We start from the raw sequence: 17,169 nt of genomic DNA, 5'->3' as shown, positions 1-17,169 counted from the left end.
TACAGTAATTCACGTGGCTAAGAAGTTAGCAAGTGAGCGTTCAGCGGGGTAAGAAGCTTAGCGTACGTTTTCGTTCCATTGGGCTTCAGACCCCAATAATGAGTGTCACTAATTAGGGGGCGGTTACATTATATTCAATAATAAAACTAATGAATAAAGTTATCAGTGTTTATGACAATTTGAATTTTGTCCGTAAATTTTATATCACTTGAATATATGCTAATCGTAAACAAATCATTCATTACAAATAGGTTTCATTGATTTTCTGGCTGAAGATATGGCGTTATCATCAGATTGGCAGTTAAATAGAATTTCGAATCTGAAATTGTCCTGCAGTACAACCAAATTGTTGTTTAAAAGCTTCATTAAATGCAGATAAGGAATCGTAGCCACATTGATAGGCAATGAGAGTAACTGGTTCTGATTTTTGTAATAAAGACAATGCATGAATTAATCTTACCCGCTGCCTCCATCGTTGAAAGGTCATTCCGGTTTGGCTCATGAATAATCGACTAATGCTTCGACCTGTCAGCCCAACTCGTTTCCCCCATTCATTAATATTTAAACGAGTTGATGGTTGTTTTTGTAACAATTCACATATTTGAGCCAAGCGTTTATCGGTAGGGTATGGTAATTCCAGCTCTAAGGTTGAAAGTGATTCCAACTGATCAATGATAACTTGAGCCAATCTCTCCTGTTTTGAGTCTTTATCGTAATATGGCGAATGGTTACAAAAGTGAATGATTAATTCTCTAACTAAAGGTGTTATTTCACATACTAAAGGACTCTGCCATATGGAATTTTTTAATTTATTGTCAGCAATGTACAGACTGCGCATTTCAACCGCATCATCTGAAATTACTTGATGTTGAGTATTAGTGGGGATCCAGATGCCAAAGTTCGGAGGAGAAACATAATACGAAGTCATCGTTTTGACTTTTAATACGCCTGATGCAGCATAAGATAATTGCCCCCAGGTATGCTGATGCCATTCTGTTATGGTTCCATTTTTTCCCCAATTTTCAGGACGAGCCCAAACTGGCCGTGGTAGCGTTTCCAGATTTGGAATTGCGCGTTTTTGTCTTTTATCCGTCATTTATTGTCTCACAACCGTTAGCGCGACATTTCTTGTCAATATACATTAATTGAAAATTTATGTATATGATCAGATTTATCAATGTTAGCAAGATTAAGACAAGAATGGTTCTTATTCGGGATGGTTTGCGCAATCGTAGTTTCTTCCGTGTTGCCAAATTTGGGTAAGAGTGATGGGTGGCTGCATTTAGATCAATTGACTCAATTTGGAATTGCATTAATTTTTTTTCTACATGGCATTAATCTATCTCCCCAAAAAATGAGAGAAGGAATGAGTAACTGGCGGTTGCATTTGCTCATCCAGGTAACAACATTTGCCATTTACCCATTAATATGGGTTGTATTTTCTCATGGATTTAATTTACTTTTTCCACCGGCTTTGGCATTAGGTTTTTGTTATTTATTTGCACTGCCTAGTACCGTCTCATCATCCGTGGCTATGACGAGTTTAGCAAAAGGTAATGTTCCAGGAGCTATTTTTAATGCTTCTTTCTCAAGTGTACTCGGTGTTATTTTAACACCACTGATTATTGAACAATTTTCGACATTTTCAGGCCAATCCATACCGATCACTAACACTATAATATCAGTAACAAAAATAATATTAATTCCAATGATTATGGGACAATTAAGCCGTCCTTTGTTGTTGCCGATATTAAAGCATTATAGCAATATTACTAATAAAGTCGATAAATGGGTCATTATATCAATCGTTCTCAATGCTTTTAGTGATTCAGTGATTGAACAAATCTGGTCGGGTTTTTCTATAAAACAGTTATTTCTAAGTATTGTAATTTGCTTAATCGTTCTTTATTCTATCACTCATTTTATAAAAATAATGGCACATATTTTTAAATTTCAGATTGATGATGAAATTGCTTCAGTATTTTGCGGAACCAAAAAGACTCTCGCTGCAGGTATTCCTATGGCAAAAATAATTTTTATCGCTAATCCGAATTTGGGCATGATTCTATTACCGATAATGCTATATCATCCCATTCAATTGTTTTACTGTGCAGTCATAGCAAATAAATATGAGAAAAGAAACTCACTTCAGACAAAGCCAGCTAATATCAAATGAGTAAAATTATCCACATGATAGAAAATTTTAAATATAATATCGTTATTTCTTTGACTTTTTTATTGATACTTACCTTATTGTCATTTTATCTTTATCCCGTAGAACTTTCATCTTCACATGAAGTTGCAATAGGATTATTGTGGAGGACTATTTCCGAAACGGCATCAAGTAAAGGTGCTATTCTGACATTACTTATATTTATAGTTTTTTGTTTTCGGAAAAAGGATAAAAGTTGGGAGAAAATAATTAATTCGATGATCCAATTGTTCATATTGCTCGTAATAAGCCTGGGTTTAAAAACGGGGATAAAACAACTGACACACAGTCCGAGACCCTACACTAAATTTATGGTTCAATCTTCGGTTATATCTTCTGTTAATGAATTTTACAGCTTAAATCATACAGATAAAATAAAAAAAATATCGCAGATGAATGATATAGTTTCAGATAGTCGACTTTCTAATTGGCGGCAGGAAATGAATTATTCATTTCCTTCGGGACATACAGTTTTCGTGACATTATGCTTACTATTTTTCGGTCGTATTTTATTGGAATCAAAAAAGTATATTCTTTTTAGTCTGCTACTTATTTGGAGTTGCAGTGTAGCTTGCTCGAGACTTTGGTTGGGAATGCATCGTCCAGCAGACCTGTATGGTGCAGTATTATTAGAAAATTTAATATTTATACTTGTACCTGATCAGTACCGTATAACCCAGTGGCTCATTAGAATTATAAAACTATAACTTAGAATCATTGCATGAATATAAAATTAGCGCTCTGCAATTTTATAGGGTGTTTTAATAGGCGAATTTGCATCTATAATTCGATGTATGTCTCATCTTTTGCCGTTTTTCATGCAAATAACTATAGACTCCCGATTTCAGATAATAAGTGCGACATTCATGGAACGGTGTAGAAGAGGAAGCCAACTGCTGAAAGTGGTACGCTCTTCTCGCCAAAGAAACAAGCAGTACTACCATGAATTATAAGCAGTACTACCATGAATTATAAGCAGTTGACCGAGGGCAGAAGATACCAGATTTCTGCTCTTTTGGAACGGGGAATTTCGGTTTCTGAAATAGCTAAAACTGTTCAATGCCATCGCTCTACGGTATATCGGGAACTTAAACGCGGCCGTAAGGGGCGTCATTATTGCCCAAACGAAGCTCAGGTGTTATCAATCCAAAAACGAACATAAACGCGTAAATACCGTATACCTCAGGAGCGTGTTGATTTTATCCGCTTCCTTTTAGAAGCGGATTGGAGTCCAGAGCAGATTTCCAGTGTATTAACTAAAGCCGGTGCCGCTGTTAGCCATGAGTGGATCTACCGATTTGTTGCTCAGGATAAATGCTTGGGTGGTCAGTTATATCGGCACTTGAGGCAAGGACACAAGCGGTACCGTCGCGGTAAAAAAGAGAAAGCGCCAGCAATCAAAAATGCGGTTTCGATTGATGATAGACCAAGAATCGTTGACAGTAAGGAGCGATTTGGTGATTGGGAAATCGACACCGTATTAGGCAAGCACGGCACTGGAGCTATGGTGACGATTTTAGAGCGTAAAACACGCTTTTACGTAGTAAAGAAAGTGCCATCCAAGTCAGCGGATGATGTCACCAAAGCAACAATAGAGCTACTCATGCCTTATAAGGCGCATGTGCATACTATCACGGCAGATAACGGGAGAGAGTTTGCAGGTCATGAAACCATCGCAAAGGAGTTGGAGGCAGATGTGTATTTTGCCCACCCTTATAGCTCTTGGGAGCGTGGAGCCAATGAGAATGCTAACGGTCTTTTAAGGCAATACGTGAAAAAAGGCACCGACCTAACAACGGTAACGGACAGCGATATTGAATTCGCTCTAACGCGGATAAATTATAGACCAAGAAAGTGTTTAGACTTCAAGCAGCCAGCGATTGTATTTAAAGAAATGACGTTAGCTGCTTGATATTGGCGAGTGTCGCACTTCGCAGTTGAATTCGGGCTATTTTGAAATGACATTTCCCCATCACTGAACTGTACCTGTAAAACTGAACATGTCATTAAACAAATTTTGACATACTTAAAGTTATTCAATAATTGCTAAATTAGCAAGATTGCTATCGCAAAAATATCCATAGATGTGTTGACTGAATGATGTAACACGCCTTTACCTCATCCCTTTTCGGCCTAAGATTTAGGACACGTTTCTCTTTTCACTAATTGACCTACTTTTTCTAATGTGAGCTCCATATTTGGGGAAAATTTCGCTTGGATGTACACTTAAACTGTTTGGAAAGCATAGCTTAGCAATTTAACAAGAACCTCTTAGATAAATAATTTTAAAATCGTTATTCATCGAGCCTTAAGTCAGAACCAATAATTAATTAAATACAACTTTAACTGCTAACGATAATAGAATTATGCCTGAGATTTTATCAATCAGAGAGGCTTTAGCTTGTATTCTTTCTATCACTTTGCAACTTGAAAGAATCCCCCTCTGGCAGGATAGTTGTCACTGTTAAAATTTAACCCGTTGAGGGCGGTAGCAGAGTAAAAATGTCTCGTTATCCGCAGGAAAGAAAAGAAGCAATATTGAAAAAACTATTACCTCCATATTCTCGTTCAGTGGCGGAAGTAGCAAAAGAAGAAGTATAGTGGTTTAATGATCCCGGACACCAATTAAGATGGTAAAGTACGTGCCATAGCAAGAGGTGTTCTATGACAAAAAAGCGTCGTTCATTTACAGCAGAGTTTAAACTTGAAGCTGCGTGTTTGGTCCTTGACCAAGGTTATTCTATACCTGAAGCCAGTCGTTCCCTTGATATCGGTGAAACCGTTCTCCGACGTTGGGTTAAACAGCTTTAGCAAGAGAGAACTGGTGTAACTCCAGGCAATAAAGCGTTAACGCCTGAACAACAAAAAATTCAGGAGCTTGAAGCCAGAATTAATCGTTTGGAACGAGAAAAAGCCATATTAAAAAAGGCTACGGCTCTCTTAATGGCGGACGAATTAGAACGTACGCGCTGATAGACCAATTGAGGGAGCATGAAGACACTGAATTGGTCTGCGCATCATTCGACATCGCCACATCTTGTTTTTATGATTATTTAAATCGTCGTCAATATGTTGATTTAAATAGAATAAAACTACGTAGTGAACTGAAAAGGTTGTTTCGAATTAGCCGAGGTTCCGCTGGAAGTCGCATGCTCGTTTCTATGATGCAAGCCATTGGATATCAGGTTGGTCGCTTCAAAGTCCGTCGCTTAATGAAAGAGGCGGGCTTAACATCAAAGCAGCCAGGCGCTCACCGTTATAAAGCCGGTGGTGTTGAACGACCAGATATACCCAATCATCTCGCCAGACAGTTTTATGTCCATGCGCCAAATGAAGTTTGGTGTGGTGATATCACTTATATCTGGGCTGAAGGTCGCTGGCGTTATCTGGCTGTCATTCTCGATTTATACACGCGTCGAGTGGTCAGTTGGGCAATATCGGACAATCCCGATGCGGACTTAGTCGTTAAAGCACTAGATTTAGCTTATCAGCAGCGAGGCTGCCCAAAAGATGTCATGTTCCATTCAGATCAGGGTAGTCAATATGCCAGCCGCAAATTCAGGCAACGACTTTGGCGGTATCAAATCCGCCAAAGCATGAGTCGCCGAGGGAGCTGTTGGGACAATGCACCAATGGAGCGATTATTCCGCAGTTTAAAATCGGAATGGATACCAGAAATGGGTTACTTATCAGTCCGTGAAGTAAAACAAGATATCAGTTATTACCTGATGGACTATTACAACTGGCAACGACCTCACCAACATAATGATGGAGTTCCGCCTGCAATCGCCGAGAATCGGCCTAACCGTGTGTCCTGTTTTAGTTGACCTCTATACTCATATATGAGACGAGAACTATTGTTTGTAGTCTAACGCTTTCTCTATGGCAAGTGATAAAAGTCAGTTTAAATGAGAGTGGGTTAGATTGCTTTATGTGCATAGCTTAGAGGTTTGTGAGTTCAGATAACTTTTGGTAGGAAAAACGCAAGCTCCTTAAACTGTGTAGAGATATTTAATCTAACACATTTAGGGGCAGTTTGTATGGTACGCCCCGTTTTGCAAGTGACAAATTCAAAATAACGGAGTTGGTTTGCGCTAATGTATCCAGAGTCTATTTGAGACACTAATTAGTCCCAGCTCTTCGATGAGATCCGCGCCAGATTGTCCTCATTATCGTGAAAGCATTAAATTGCTTAACTGCCCCACAGGTTTTCAATCTGGTGGTCTAACCGTTTTGTCATCTTTCATTATCATCTGCAAATCTGATTTAATTTCTTAATTCAAAAGGTTTATGGTTGGACATCACAGCCCACGCTATCCTTGCAAGCTTATTTGCCAATGCAACAACAGCTACGTTAAACGGTTTTCGTCGTTTTAACTCAAGTAACCAAGATCCAAAATAATGCTCTGCAGATTTATCTCGCCACATAACTGACCTTGCTGCATGAACAAACAATTCTCGAAGTTCTTTGTTCCCTCGCTTAGATATTCCCAACATTTTGGATTTACCTCCAGTTGAATATTGATGAGGTACCAAACCTATCCAAGCTGAAAAATTTCTTCCATTCTTAAAATCTTTAGGCTCACCTACTGCCGATAAACAACAAGAAGCAGTCATAGGACCTACACCTGGTATCCCTTGTAGTAAATCCATAAGGTCATTGTCCTTATTTATCTCATCTAATTTTCGTTCTTGCTCTGCTACCCATTTATTAAGTAAATGATAATAATCTAGTAAGTTCGTAACTTCTGCAATCACCATAGGTGGTATAGGCTCTTTTTGCTCAGCTAACCATTGCAATAGGTTCTTCATATGGTGGTATCCTCGGGGAAAACTGAGTCCGAACTCTAACAAGATGGAACCTATTCTATTCATACATGTTGTTCTTTCTCTTATGTAGCCAGAACGTATTCTTCGAATCAATACACCTATTTGAGCTTGTTCACTTTTAGGAGAGACAAATCGCATTTTCGGACGCATAGCGGCCTCTGCTATAGCATCCGCATCAATGAAATCATTTTTATTAGTTTTTACATAAGGTTTTACATATTGAGGTGGAATCAATTTTACATCGTGCCCGAATTCTTGACACTTTCTAGCGAGCCAATGAGCACCGCAGCAAGCTTCCATAGCAATGATTGTAGGCTCTAATGTAGAAAGGAACTGAATTGATTTTGCTCTATTTAATTTTTTTCGGAAAATCTCATTTCCTTTTCTGTCATGAGCAATTAAATGAAAAAGATTTTTCCCAATATCAATACCAATAATATTAATATCTGACATGATGGCACCCTCCAATTTGCAGTGATAAGACTGATTTTAGTGTAGGTGTGGGGCGTACCATCTTATTATCGTGACAGCAACTTTACTAAATTAGCAAGTAATACATTACTTTTTGTATAGGAAAGTGGCTTACTAACATGTCTTAAACCACGGATTCAGTTCCCTCTCAATACTAAATGTTTATTTACATGATAACATCAAGATTGGCAGTATAAGATCGCTAGTACATTATTCATAAGTAACAAAGAATTAGGATATTTGAGCACTCAAATTATGTTTCAAAATACCAATCTAAATTTATTGAAGTCACTACATATTCTCTTACAAGAAGCTCATGTAAGTAATGCAGCGAAGCGGCTTCATATCACCCAATCGGCAGTTAGCAGACAGTTAGCTCAGTTAAGGGAAATGTGTAACGACGATTTATTAGTGCGCAGTTCTAATTATTTTGTTCTGACTCCTAAAGCCGAAATACTTAAAGCAAAATTAGACTCATTCTTTGGGGATTTTGAACACTTATTATCTGACATTACATTTGAACCTGAAAATTGGTCAGGAGAATTGATCATTTCATCCAGTGATTATGTTGCTCAATACGTCTTACCCGACATTTGCTCTAGACTTAATTCATTAGCCCCACAGCTGAAAATCAATTACCAACTATGGCATCCGGTCAATATCGAGCGATTACATGAGTTAGGTATCGATATTGCTTCAACAATGCTTCCAGAAAAGCCCAAGGACGTATCGAGTCTATTCATAGGCAGTGACCATTCAGTTCTCGTAATGCGCAAACAGCATCCATTATCGAGTAAGAATAATTTAGGTGTTACAGAGCTACTGTCGTATCCTCATATAAAAATCACAGGAGGAGCAGATAAAGACTCAATGATTGATCAGCAATTAAGCTTATTGAACCTACATCGGGAAATTTCCCTTCAAGTACCGTTTTTTACCGCAGCAGTCAGTCGATTGATACAAACTGATGCTTTAATGGTTGTGCCATTACACATTGCTAAAAACCTATCAAAGTTCTGGGCTATAACGCATAAAAATCTCCCATTTGATGTGGATATCAATAAATATTGGTTAATTTGGCATCCAAAATTTGATAATGACGTTAGCCATAAATGGGTCAGGGAGCAAATTGTACTTTCAATGCAAGATAGCGAAAATTCTATCCATCTATCGTAATGGATCTAAATAAATCAAATTAACAGCACTATTACCTTGCATCATACCAATCATGATTAATTATGATTTCCTTGCATGGACTGGCTTAATTATCCTTACCAGAAAAGGAGAAAATCATGACATTCACATTCTTTAGTACCTTATTAAGTATTTGTTTACTTGGCGCAATGTCTCCCGGCCCTAGCCTTGCTGTTGTAGCCAAGCATTCACTTTCCGGAGGGCGTTTATACGGAGTAACAACTGCATGGTCACATTCATTAGGTATATTAATTTATGCAATATTGACGATTAGCGGTTTATCACTAGTGCTCGAACGTTCACCTTTCGCATTCAAATCCATAACTTATCTAGGAGCTGCTTATTTGGCCTATTTAGGTGTTCGTTCTCTTTTATCGAAAGGGGGAATTGAGGACAAACTGAAGTCTGGAGAAAAAAGTAGCATACTCGAAGCAATAAGAGATGGGTTTGCTATATCGATTTTAAATCCAAAAATAGCATTGTTTTTCATAGCATTATTTAGCCAATTTATTGGAGTGTCTCAAGCAGTACAAGATAAGGCGATAATTTCAGTTATTCCGCCATTACTAGATGGTCTTTGGTATACATTGATAGCGATTATTCTTTCAAGTAGCAATGTGATAGAAAGAATACGAGCTAAAGCTTCACTGATTGATAAAATCTCAGGCATAATTCTATTATCGTTAGCAGTTAAAGTTATATTTATTTAATTGTTGGTTCTGACTCAAGGCTCGATGAATAACGACTTTAAAATTATTTCTCTAAGAAGTTCTTGTTAAATTGCTAAGTTATGCTTTCCAAAAAGTTTAAGTGTACATTCAAGAGAAATTCGCCCCAATATGGACCTCACATTAAAAAAAGTAGGTCAATTAGTGGAAAGAGAAACGTGCCCTAAATTGTAGGCTGAGAAGGTTTGGGGCAAAAACGAGTTTGAAATTGCTAACTCAACAGTTCCTTTAGGTAGCTATTCCGCTTATGAGAGTGACTAGGTGCCTCGGTGATCTGCTTCATATCATCACGACTACCAACGATATGGATTTCACTTTCCGCTCTCGTGATTGCCGTATAGAGCCAAGCTCTATCGACTATCCTACCTTTTTGCAGGGCAATAATGATGCGTGGGAACTGTGACCCTTGGGCTTTGTGCAAGGTGATTGCATAACCCAGTTCCATGCAGTCAAGAACGGATTGTGTTATCTCGACCTTTTCACCCGTATCCAGTGAGACTTCCCCGTAACTATCACCAGAAGGTTTGACGCTGGTTAGTGTCCCAAGTGAGCCGTTCTGAATGCCTTTGTCGTAATGATTCTGCGTAAATAACACCGCATCATTGAGGCGAAGTGGCAAAAAGAACTTTGTCACCATTGATTTCGAACTCAAGGCTGTCACTGTCTGGGTTGACCGCTTGCTGGATGAGTTTATTGGTTTCTGATACGAGCGCCTTGGTTGGAGCCATGACACGACTGCTTTTAGGGGATTCTTGGTAAAGCTCACAACAGACTTTGGCAATGTCTGTTTTATCGGTTTCGTGAAAGTGTATTGCACCTGTGCTTAATTGTTCAGGCATCACACCTTGATTGATGAGCTTTGAGTATTCGGGGATACCCGTTGAACCTTCCTGTCTCTTGACGATATCTAGTATCGTATTCGCCACCGTTTTTGCTTCAACGATGTCTGCCAACACCTTGCCGCAGCCGATTGGTGGAAGTTGGTCGGGGTCGCCAGTGAATATCAATCGTACAGAGGGGTGAATGTGATTCACAAGACGATACATGGTTGGCAAGTCAATCATGCTTGCCTCATCAATCACCAGTAGGTGATTTGTTTTCTCGACACTGGGTTCTATGGGGTCTTCACGCAGCAATTTGGCAATGGTTGAGGTAACAAAACCGATGGACTCATGAAGTCTCATGGCAGCACGACCGCTGAGCGCAACGGCGTGTATTTCAAATCCAAGTTGATGGTAAGCCCTGAGAACCGTTCTGAGTACCGTTGTCTTGCCTGTTCCTGCACCGCCCGTAATACAGCTTACCGAATTATCCAGACACGTTGTTACGGTTTCGATTTGTTTAGGAGTTAATTCGTAGGGAAGCTCGGCAGCCGCAGAGCAATACGCAGCATTGGCGTTTTCGTCAAACAAGTCATTTCGCTTAATCAGTATATTTAGCCGTTTGGCTACGACACTTTCCATCAGAAGTTGCGCCGTTGGATGGTAGGCTCCGGTGTCGGGATTTAAAATATACTGAGCTTTATCATGACCTGATTGGAACGCCTGAGTGACCAGTGTTTTGTCTTTCAGTAGTTTGTTGAGATAAGGGCGCACATTGGCATGAGTGGTATAGGTGTGACCTTTTTCAATCTCCTTGCGAATCGCCATTTCCAGAGCAGCGCTGAGCCTTCTTGGGTCATCCTGCGCAACATCGCTCTTAAAATCCGTTACCTTGATAATATCTTCAATGGCACTGAACGAAAGACCAAAGCCCATCAAAGCATAAGGATTACCCTTAATTACCTCTATGGAGGCTTCACCGTGATGCTTGAGCAGCCGTTGCTGCACACTGGCGGGGATGTTGTACTCACTCATCCAGTTGCAATGTGCCAGATTTTTGTATTTGTCGTACCCCTTAAAGAGCGCTTCCACTGAATCTTCACTCAGAATCGATGTCAGACGCTTTCTGGACTCTGGGGTGTCATTTTTCAGTGTGGCATGAAAGTCTTTACCTAGGAGCTGCCAGAGCGCCCTGGCTTTGCTTTCACCAATACCCTTGAAGTCACTTTCTCTGGCGATAAAGCGTATCAGTTGCTCACCTGTTTCGGGTAAAGTGCATTCAATATGCTTGGGTGATTCATAAGTGTGCTGCTGCATTACATAATCGCCTACCTCCATGTTTTCTATCTGGCGAGTGCCTTTGACTGACCAATGCTGACCCAACGTAGGTTGTACAGGGATGCTATCGGGGTTGGCTTTGATGGTGACGTAATACTTGCCGCTATTGGTTTTGTAAGAGTTTTTCGCCAGCGGCACACCGCTGAATATCACGAGTTTATTCGAGCGATAAGGGACACTGGTGACACGCATCTGGTCTTCATGCAAAGCGGTATTCATCGTGGCATCAACCCCATTACAGATAAGGTTTCAGACAGCTCACCAAAGCGCTCAGGTCGCTTTTCAAGCTCCTTGACCTTAGCTTTCAATTCAATATTCTCAGCCTCTAATGACGACACCCGCTTTGAGTCGATCAGCTTGCGATTGGCTGTGTTGTCGTAGGCTTTGAGCTTATCCGCGTTTTTCTTGGCAGCTTCCGTAAGAGGCGGAAGCACACCTCTATCACGTAACTCGCCCTCTAGTGCTTTGAGTGCTTTTTTGAGGGCGGGATTTTGGTTTAAAGCCGATTTTCCACAACCGATACCCTTTGCCACTTCGATACGGTTAAGCTGACCTCGGAACACGATTTGTTTAAACTCATCGTCCGTCTGTGTGGCTTTCCAGACTTCAAATGCCTCAAGGTTTTGCTGTGCTTTTTGCTGCCCACTTGCCATTAGTCATCTACCTTACCCAACAGTTTGCGAAGTCCTGTGACAAAGCCTCTAGGGAATACTTCGTTGTTGTCCTCCATGTTCTTCACCTGACCTGCCTGAGTGGTTTGCCAGTCGTTCTTCTCCATGCATTCATCAGAAATAGCATACGCTAAGGCTTTTTTCTCTGATTCGATTAGTACACCTGATAGGGATGGCAGCACTTCCACACTTGGCTCTGCTCTGGTATCAAACTGGCGCACAGGGCGTTTGTCGATGGTGATATTAGCGTGCTGCTTGAGCAAATTGACCTCTTTGCGGTAGCGGTTACGCTCAGCAATGATTTGACCAAACAAGGCGCGTACCGCAGGGTCTGGAATGCGCTCTAACAACTTATTATCCGCAGGAATGGATTTAGAACGAGAGGTGTTGGATAGCGGTTTTTTGGTATTGGTATTACATTTTGCCGCCCATGCTTCGATGAGTGTTCGGTAGTGCTTGTTACGGGTAGCACGCAAAGCCTCATACGCCAATCCGCCATTTTCAGCAGACACTCGGCCAATTTGCGTAATGGAGAAGTCGCGCTGACCTGATTCCGCATAGGCTTTCAGTATGTCGTTGAGCTTATCGAGGCTTTGCTGCGTGCGAGGGACTTTGCCTTCTTTTAAGTCAGCCAGAATAACATCAATATCGAGTTCCATTAGTCCTCCAATAATTTGGGTAAAACGATGCTATCAAGGCGAATCGCTTTATCGGTCAGGGCATAGATACCCGCAGAAAATAGTTTATTATCAGTCAGGTATTCACCCGCCTCAATATAGTTAGCAACCTTGCGGTAGCCTTCAAGCTTATCGTCAGGGTCAGCAATTTTTACCATCTGGCGCAGCATGGCATTGGCGGCGATAAGTTGCTGTTTATCGTCCATTTCCATGAAAATCGGCTCAAAACCTTTTTTCATTAGCACACGACTGAGTTGCATTGAACGCTTTTGAATAGCAGGTGTTTTACGAAGTTCGTCCTGCAAATCTGGATAAATCTCTGCATCTTCACAAATCAAGGAGAGGTGCAATAACTCTGAATCAGTTTCAACAAACTTTAAGGCATAACTGACATCCTGCTCAGAGCCAACTGCAATCAGCTTATCTTTGGTGTCGTCCTCATTTCTGTCTTCTTCGACTCGTATGATTTTATTAATAAGTTCAAAGCTCGCTATCCAATCTTTTGCGTATTCATCGGCTTCGACTTGCTGCTTTTCCCAGCGGCGCTGTAGGGCTTGCAGTTCATCGTGCTTGATAAACGGCTTACCTTGCTCTTCACAAAAGAACTGCTCGTCTTTCAACGCTTCCAGCTCACCTTCAATTTCCACAGAGAGGTTAGCCGCTTGATGCGCTTTGTAACTCAGTTGGTTAAATTGGGCATTGAGCGCGGGAAGGTAGCGTGCTTCGGTAATAAACCAGCGGCAGCGAGGACAGTTTTCAGGGCCGTGAGGTACGCTAGTGTAAACTCTGGCATGTATGTTGAATGAATCTTTGAGCAATTCACCACCGTTCCAGCAGCCACCAAGGGTGCTGACTTCATCCGATTTGGCGGTGTTACCACCAACCAGACACATCCCACACGAGCGATCTTCCCAACCGATTGGATTGCGGTTAGCCAATGCCGCCTGAATGCTATCATCACTGTAATACACCATCTTGCATTGGATTTGCTCCATTGAGGCATTTTTGAGGAAGTTGCGCACCGATTGCTTGGATTTCGCATCCAACTCTCCATGTGCTTCGTCCATTTTTTCAGCCATCACCGATGGGGTGATTTTGTTGTAGTAGATAGTCATCAATAGGCGCGTATGCCCTGCCAATAGCTTAGAAATCACAGGCAGTGGCAGTTGTGTATCCATCGTATACGCCGTGATGAGTGAGACACGTAAACTGTGCAAAGGAAAGAGTGTGGCTACCCTGACTGTCTTCCGAGTACCTTCTGGATAATCCACAACCAGTTTCAAGCGCTCACCGTTATCAAGGGTGTTGCCTTGCTCTGCGAGTTGGTTTTCTAGCGTCAGTAGGAGTTGATACCAGAAAGGGTCTACCGCTTGGTCTCTACAAGGCTTTTGTTTGTCCATACCTTTTGCTGAAGCATCGCGAAACAAAAACGAAATCTCACCCATGCTTTCTAGCTGCTTATCCGATTTCTTAGCGCCAACATGCTTGCGCAGCAATGTTGTACACTCGGTGGGCTTTGCAATGGGGTTGTATTTTTCTTGCCAGTTGCGCAGTTTTTCCAGCCAGTACAGCGCTTCTTCGTTCTGCCAAGGAATGATGTAACCTCGCTCCAGTTCGTCTTTGTTCTGGTCGGCGGTTTTGTTGGTGTTGATGTATAGACCTGTTGAATACAGCCCTGTCATGGTGTCGTGAATGCGGTGGAAGATGCCTTTTCCGAAGGGGCGTTTTTCGCTACCAAGTGCAAAATCATGTTGGGTGTTCACTACCCATTGACCGTTTTCATAGCGCCACGTATCGGCTTCACCACTGTCGAGCATCCGTACCTGATAGGTACGCAGTGGTAGGTGAAGTTTCATGAAAATCACCATCGCTTTGACAGGCGACCAGATTTGGTTGATAGTGATTTTCTTATTATTTCGCGTCACTTCTTTGGTGCGCCAAACACAATCCGGGTCGGTTTTATCAATCAGCTCTGGCTCAACCTCAAACCAGTCACCATCACTACGACCTTCATTAGTTTGTCCTGTCTGCTGCTGCGCCCACGTCCAGTGCTTGAAGTGGCGGTAATGATAAGCAGGAAGAAGTTGTTCATCGTCCTTGAGGTTTTGTTCAATGACGGTCAGTTCAGTTTTGTCAGGCAGTGGACAGAGGATTTGGCGTAAGTCCTGAATATAGCGATATGGCAAGGGGTTACGCACGGTTTCGGTAATGGAGTTTTGTCTTTTAATTTTGCTAAGCGGATTTTGAACCAGCGGTACTAGCTTGCCATTGTCATCTTCTTCCGAGAACACTTTTTCAATAACAAAGTCGATGAAGTCGCAAGGGATATTGACGCTCGCTGAAATTTCATACGCATTTGTTAATCGAGCTTTTGCTAGTTTCTCCAACTCTTCACTGGAGCATTGATGTCCTTTGTAGCCCTTAAAAAACAAATCTATATCGGCAACCGCATAAGTCACATATTCAGCAACATAAGACTCAAAGAAGCGGGTTAACGCCTTCTGCTTGTGTTGAGTACCAGTTTTTTGTGTCACCATCCACTCTGCGGCCAATTCCTGCCATTGCTGCCACTCAGCACCAAGCGTGGTGAGCATCCAAGAGAAGGTTAAATCCGATGAACGTCCGTCATGTTTTTTACCTTTTTTCCCTGCCATTATTTACCACTCAATTTTGGATGTTTGCCTGTGAAGTATCCCTGCGGGTCGATGTCATCAAAGCCATGCTCAACCAGAGCTTTCCAGTCCAGTGCTTTGACTTTGGATTCAGGGTTTGCCAGTTGCAGCGTGGCTTGGGTCAGTTCGTCAGAGATTTCTTGCTGGCCTTTGCCTGTGTAGGGAATTTGTGAGTCCAGAGATTTGTGGTGCATACAACGTCGGATCACCAAAGGGTTCAGACCTGAACGCTCCAGTCGTCTACCGTAATTATGTCGATGCCCGTGAGGGTCTTTGCCTTCTGCTTTGTTTGGCTCTAAACCAATGCGCTTCAAGCCGGTGGCGTAGTTATCATGGAAAGCGTTGATGGTATAAGGATTACCGAAGGCGCGGTGATGAAACGAAATAAATGCATAAGGGTGGTGACAGTCTATACTGGCGCGGTACTTTTGATAGTTTTTCCACAGTGACATAAACACTTTGCCATAGTCGGTGGGAAACCATTGAACCTGTATGTAGTTGTCTTTATGGTCAACCACACGGTTCTTCCAACCAAGATGCGCAGTGCCTTTCATGCGTTGGCGAGGGATACGCGCATACTTTTCTTTTAAGTACGTTTCTCTATTCTGATTTTTAGAGCGAACTTCAGGGTCACTTGGAGCTTTGCCATCGACTTCATTATAAATTCGAACGATAGCACTACCTGGCTCATAGGGATCTTCAAACACATCTGTCACCCAAAGCGTTAAAGCTTCACTTTCGCGCAGTCCGCCACCGTGCATGAGCAGGAGTATTAATTTGTCCCTGAGAGCCACGCGTGGGTCACTTGCACCACCAATGCCGTTTATATAAAAATCCTCCCAATGCTTTTCAGGAAAGGCGATAACATCATCTTCGGTTTTGGTGAGTGGTGTGCGCCCCTTAATGGTTCGCGCCTTACGGATGGTTTTATTGACGGTCTTATCTTCGATATGACCAAGGAAATCATTTTGATTTTTTCGATACCATGCGGCGTAATTCAATCGCTGCTCATGAGGTGTGGCATCACGCAAGGGATTCATTGACGCAGAACCTTGTTTGTCTACCAACCAATCGGTGAATGCCGTCAGTCGGTGAATGTGCTTATTCACGTTATTGTTTGAGCTTGGCACCCAATATAAACCAGAGGGGTCAAGTCCATCTTCACCAATCGTTCCTGTATACAACCGCTTAGAAAAGGTCTGGAAGAGCAACTTCGGATCGTCAAACAATCCTCTATTTGCTTCCATATAATCCAGCAACAAGGACACCGCTTGAAGAAATCCATTCATGACGGAGTTACTCATCCCGTCCGCCTCTAGCTTGAGTAGGTAGTCCGTGACCGTACCTAACTCTCCTTGCTCGGTTAGCAAGATAGGCAGTTGGCTTTTGATGCCCGTATTGTCCTCTACAATCGTCGCTCTGACTTTTACTGATGACAAATTATGCTTTCCCTATACATATAGTACATACCATTGACTATATACCTACAATGTAGATTGTACAATAAAAAGGCAGATTTCTCTGCCTTAATATACAATATACACTCTGAAAGTTA

At 41.6% G+C, this 17,169-nt stretch carries 12 protein-coding genes and 2 pseudogenes; 6 read left to right on the top strand and 8 right to left on the bottom strand.

Going from position 1 to position 17,169, the window contains the following annotated elements; all coding sequences use genetic code 11:
- Positions 1-301 precede the first annotated feature (301 nt).
- The gene (locus tag I1A42_RS13420; protein ID WP_196123728.1) at positions 302-1,096 is read right to left on the bottom strand and encodes an AraC family transcriptional regulator; all 795 of its coding nucleotides are present in this window, start codon (positions 1,094-1,096) and stop codon (positions 302-304) included.
- Between the two features lie 81 nt (positions 1,097-1,177).
- Between I1A42_RS13420 and I1A42_RS13415 the strand changes: the two genes are divergently transcribed.
- The 4 genes and pseudogenes from I1A42_RS13415 (at position 1,178) to I1A42_RS13400 (ending at position 6,039) form a co-directional block, all read left to right on the top strand.
- The gene (locus I1A42_RS13415; protein WP_196123727.1) at positions 1,178-2,176 is read left to right on the top strand and encodes a bile acid:sodium symporter family protein; all 999 of its coding nucleotides are present in this window, start codon (positions 1,178-1,180) and stop codon (positions 2,174-2,176) included.
- Entirely contained in the window at positions 2,173-2,919 is a 747-nt protein-coding gene (locus I1A42_RS25335) for a phosphatase PAP2 family protein (protein WP_196123726.1), read from the top strand. Before I1A42_RS13415 ends, I1A42_RS25335 begins: the two co-directional genes overlap by 4 nt.
- Positions 2,920-3,176: 257 nt before the next feature.
- Positions 3,177-4,124, top strand: a pseudogene (locus tag I1A42_RS13405) (IS30 family transposase).
- 752 nt (positions 4,125-4,876) lie between these two features.
- Positions 4,877-6,039, top strand: a pseudogene (locus tag I1A42_RS13400) (IS3 family transposase).
- Between the two features lie 439 nt (positions 6,040-6,478).
- Here the strand turns inward: I1A42_RS13400 and I1A42_RS13395 are convergent.
- Positions 6,479-7,495: an IS110 family RNA-guided transposase gene (locus tag I1A42_RS13395; protein ID WP_196123725.1), complete on the bottom strand. Its 1,017-nt coding sequence runs from the start codon at positions 7,493-7,495 to the stop codon at positions 6,479-6,481.
- 273 nt (positions 7,496-7,768) lie between these two features.
- Between I1A42_RS13395 and I1A42_RS13390 the strand changes: the two genes are divergently transcribed.
- Complete coding sequence (locus I1A42_RS13390; protein ID WP_196123724.1) at positions 7,769-8,689, top strand: LysR family transcriptional regulator; 921 nt, start codon at positions 7,769-7,771, stop codon at positions 8,687-8,689.
- Between the two features lie 116 nt (positions 8,690-8,805).
- On the top strand, positions 8,806-9,417 hold the full coding sequence (locus I1A42_RS13385; RefSeq protein WP_196123723.1) for a LysE family translocator: 612 nt from the start codon (positions 8,806-8,808) through the stop codon (positions 9,415-9,417).
- A gap of 229 nt (positions 9,418-9,646) precedes the next feature.
- Here I1A42_RS13385 and I1A42_RS24745 read toward each other — a convergent pair whose 3' ends face one another.
- From I1A42_RS24745 to gmtY, 6 genes are read right to left on the bottom strand one after another with little or no spacing between them, the layout of a single operon-like run.
- Positions 9,647-10,054 carry an ATP-dependent DNA helicase gene (locus tag I1A42_RS24745; protein WP_230389387.1) on the bottom strand — a complete coding sequence of 136 codons (408 nt, stop codon included), beginning with the start codon at positions 10,052-10,054 and terminating at the stop codon, positions 9,647-9,649.
- The gene (locus I1A42_RS13380) at positions 10,035-11,813 is read right to left on the bottom strand and encodes an AAA family ATPase (protein ID WP_230389386.1); all 1,779 of its coding nucleotides are present in this window, start codon (positions 11,811-11,813) and stop codon (positions 10,035-10,037) included. Before I1A42_RS13380 ends, I1A42_RS24745 begins: the two co-directional genes overlap by 20 nt.
- Positions 11,810-12,247, bottom strand: coding sequence for a VPA1267 family protein (locus I1A42_RS13375; protein WP_196123722.1), 438 nt, complete (start codon positions 12,245-12,247; stop codon positions 11,810-11,812). Before I1A42_RS13375 ends, I1A42_RS13380 begins: the two co-directional genes overlap by 4 nt.
- Positions 12,247-12,924, bottom strand: coding sequence for a gamma-mobile-trio protein GmtX (gene gmtX, locus I1A42_RS13370; RefSeq protein WP_196123721.1), 678 nt, complete (start codon positions 12,922-12,924; stop codon positions 12,247-12,249). Before gmtX ends, I1A42_RS13375 begins: the two co-directional genes overlap by 1 nt.
- Positions 12,924-15,596 carry a gamma-mobile-trio integrase GmtZ gene (gene gmtZ / locus I1A42_RS13365; protein ID WP_196123720.1) on the bottom strand — a complete coding sequence of 891 codons (2,673 nt, stop codon included), beginning with the start codon at positions 15,594-15,596 and terminating at the stop codon, positions 12,924-12,926. The genes gmtX and gmtZ overlap by 1 nt, the downstream gene beginning before the upstream one ends.
- The gene (gmtY, locus tag I1A42_RS13360) at positions 15,596-17,053 is read right to left on the bottom strand and encodes a gamma-mobile-trio recombinase GmtY (protein WP_196123719.1); all 1,458 of its coding nucleotides are present in this window, start codon (positions 17,051-17,053) and stop codon (positions 15,596-15,598) included. Before gmtY ends, gmtZ begins: the two co-directional genes overlap by 1 nt.
- Positions 17,054-17,169: the final 116 nt, after the last annotated feature.

Origin of the sequence: Vibrio nitrifigilis, assembly GCF_015686695.1 — a bacterium.
Taxonomy (GTDB): Bacteria; Pseudomonadota; Gammaproteobacteria; order Enterobacterales; family Vibrionaceae; genus Vibrio; species Vibrio nitrifigilis.
Note: the sequence above shows the minus strand (reverse complement) of the source record. Positions and strands in the feature narration are given on the sequence as shown.

What these genes read in the sequence shown, in the direction of transcription:
- I1A42_RS13420 (WP_196123728.1), bottom strand. Translation starts at nt 1,096, where the DNA reads ATGACGGATAAAAGACAAAAACGCGCAATTCCAAATCTGGAAACGCTA.
- I1A42_RS13415 (WP_196123727.1), top strand. Translation starts at nt 1,178, where the DNA reads ATGTTAGCAAGATTAAGACAAGAATGGTTCTTATTCGGGATGGTTTGC.
- I1A42_RS13375 (WP_196123722.1), bottom strand. Translation starts at nt 12,247, where the DNA reads ATGGCAAGTGGGCAGCAAAAAGCACAGCAAAACCTTGAGGCATTTGAA.
- gmtZ (WP_196123720.1), bottom strand. Translation starts at nt 15,596, where the DNA reads ATGGCAGGGAAAAAAGGTAAAAAACATGACGGACGTTCATCGGATTTA.
- I1A42_RS25335 (WP_196123726.1), top strand. Translation starts at nt 2,173, where the DNA reads ATGAGTAAAATTATCCACATGATAGAAAATTTTAAATATAATATCGTT.
- I1A42_RS13385 (WP_196123723.1), top strand. Translation starts at nt 8,806, where the DNA reads ATGACATTCACATTCTTTAGTACCTTATTAAGTATTTGTTTACTTGGC.
- gmtX (WP_196123721.1), bottom strand. Translation starts at nt 12,924, where the DNA reads ATGGAACTCGATATTGATGTTATTCTGGCTGACTTAAAAGAAGGCAAA.
- I1A42_RS13380 (WP_230389386.1), bottom strand. Translation starts at nt 11,813, where the DNA reads ATGAATACCGCTTTGCATGAAGACCAGATGCGTGTCACCAGTGTCCCT.
- I1A42_RS13390 (WP_196123724.1), top strand. Translation starts at nt 7,769, where the DNA reads ATGTTTCAAAATACCAATCTAAATTTATTGAAGTCACTACATATTCTC.
- I1A42_RS13395 (WP_196123725.1), bottom strand. Translation starts at nt 7,495, where the DNA reads ATGTCAGATATTAATATTATTGGTATTGATATTGGGAAAAATCTTTTT.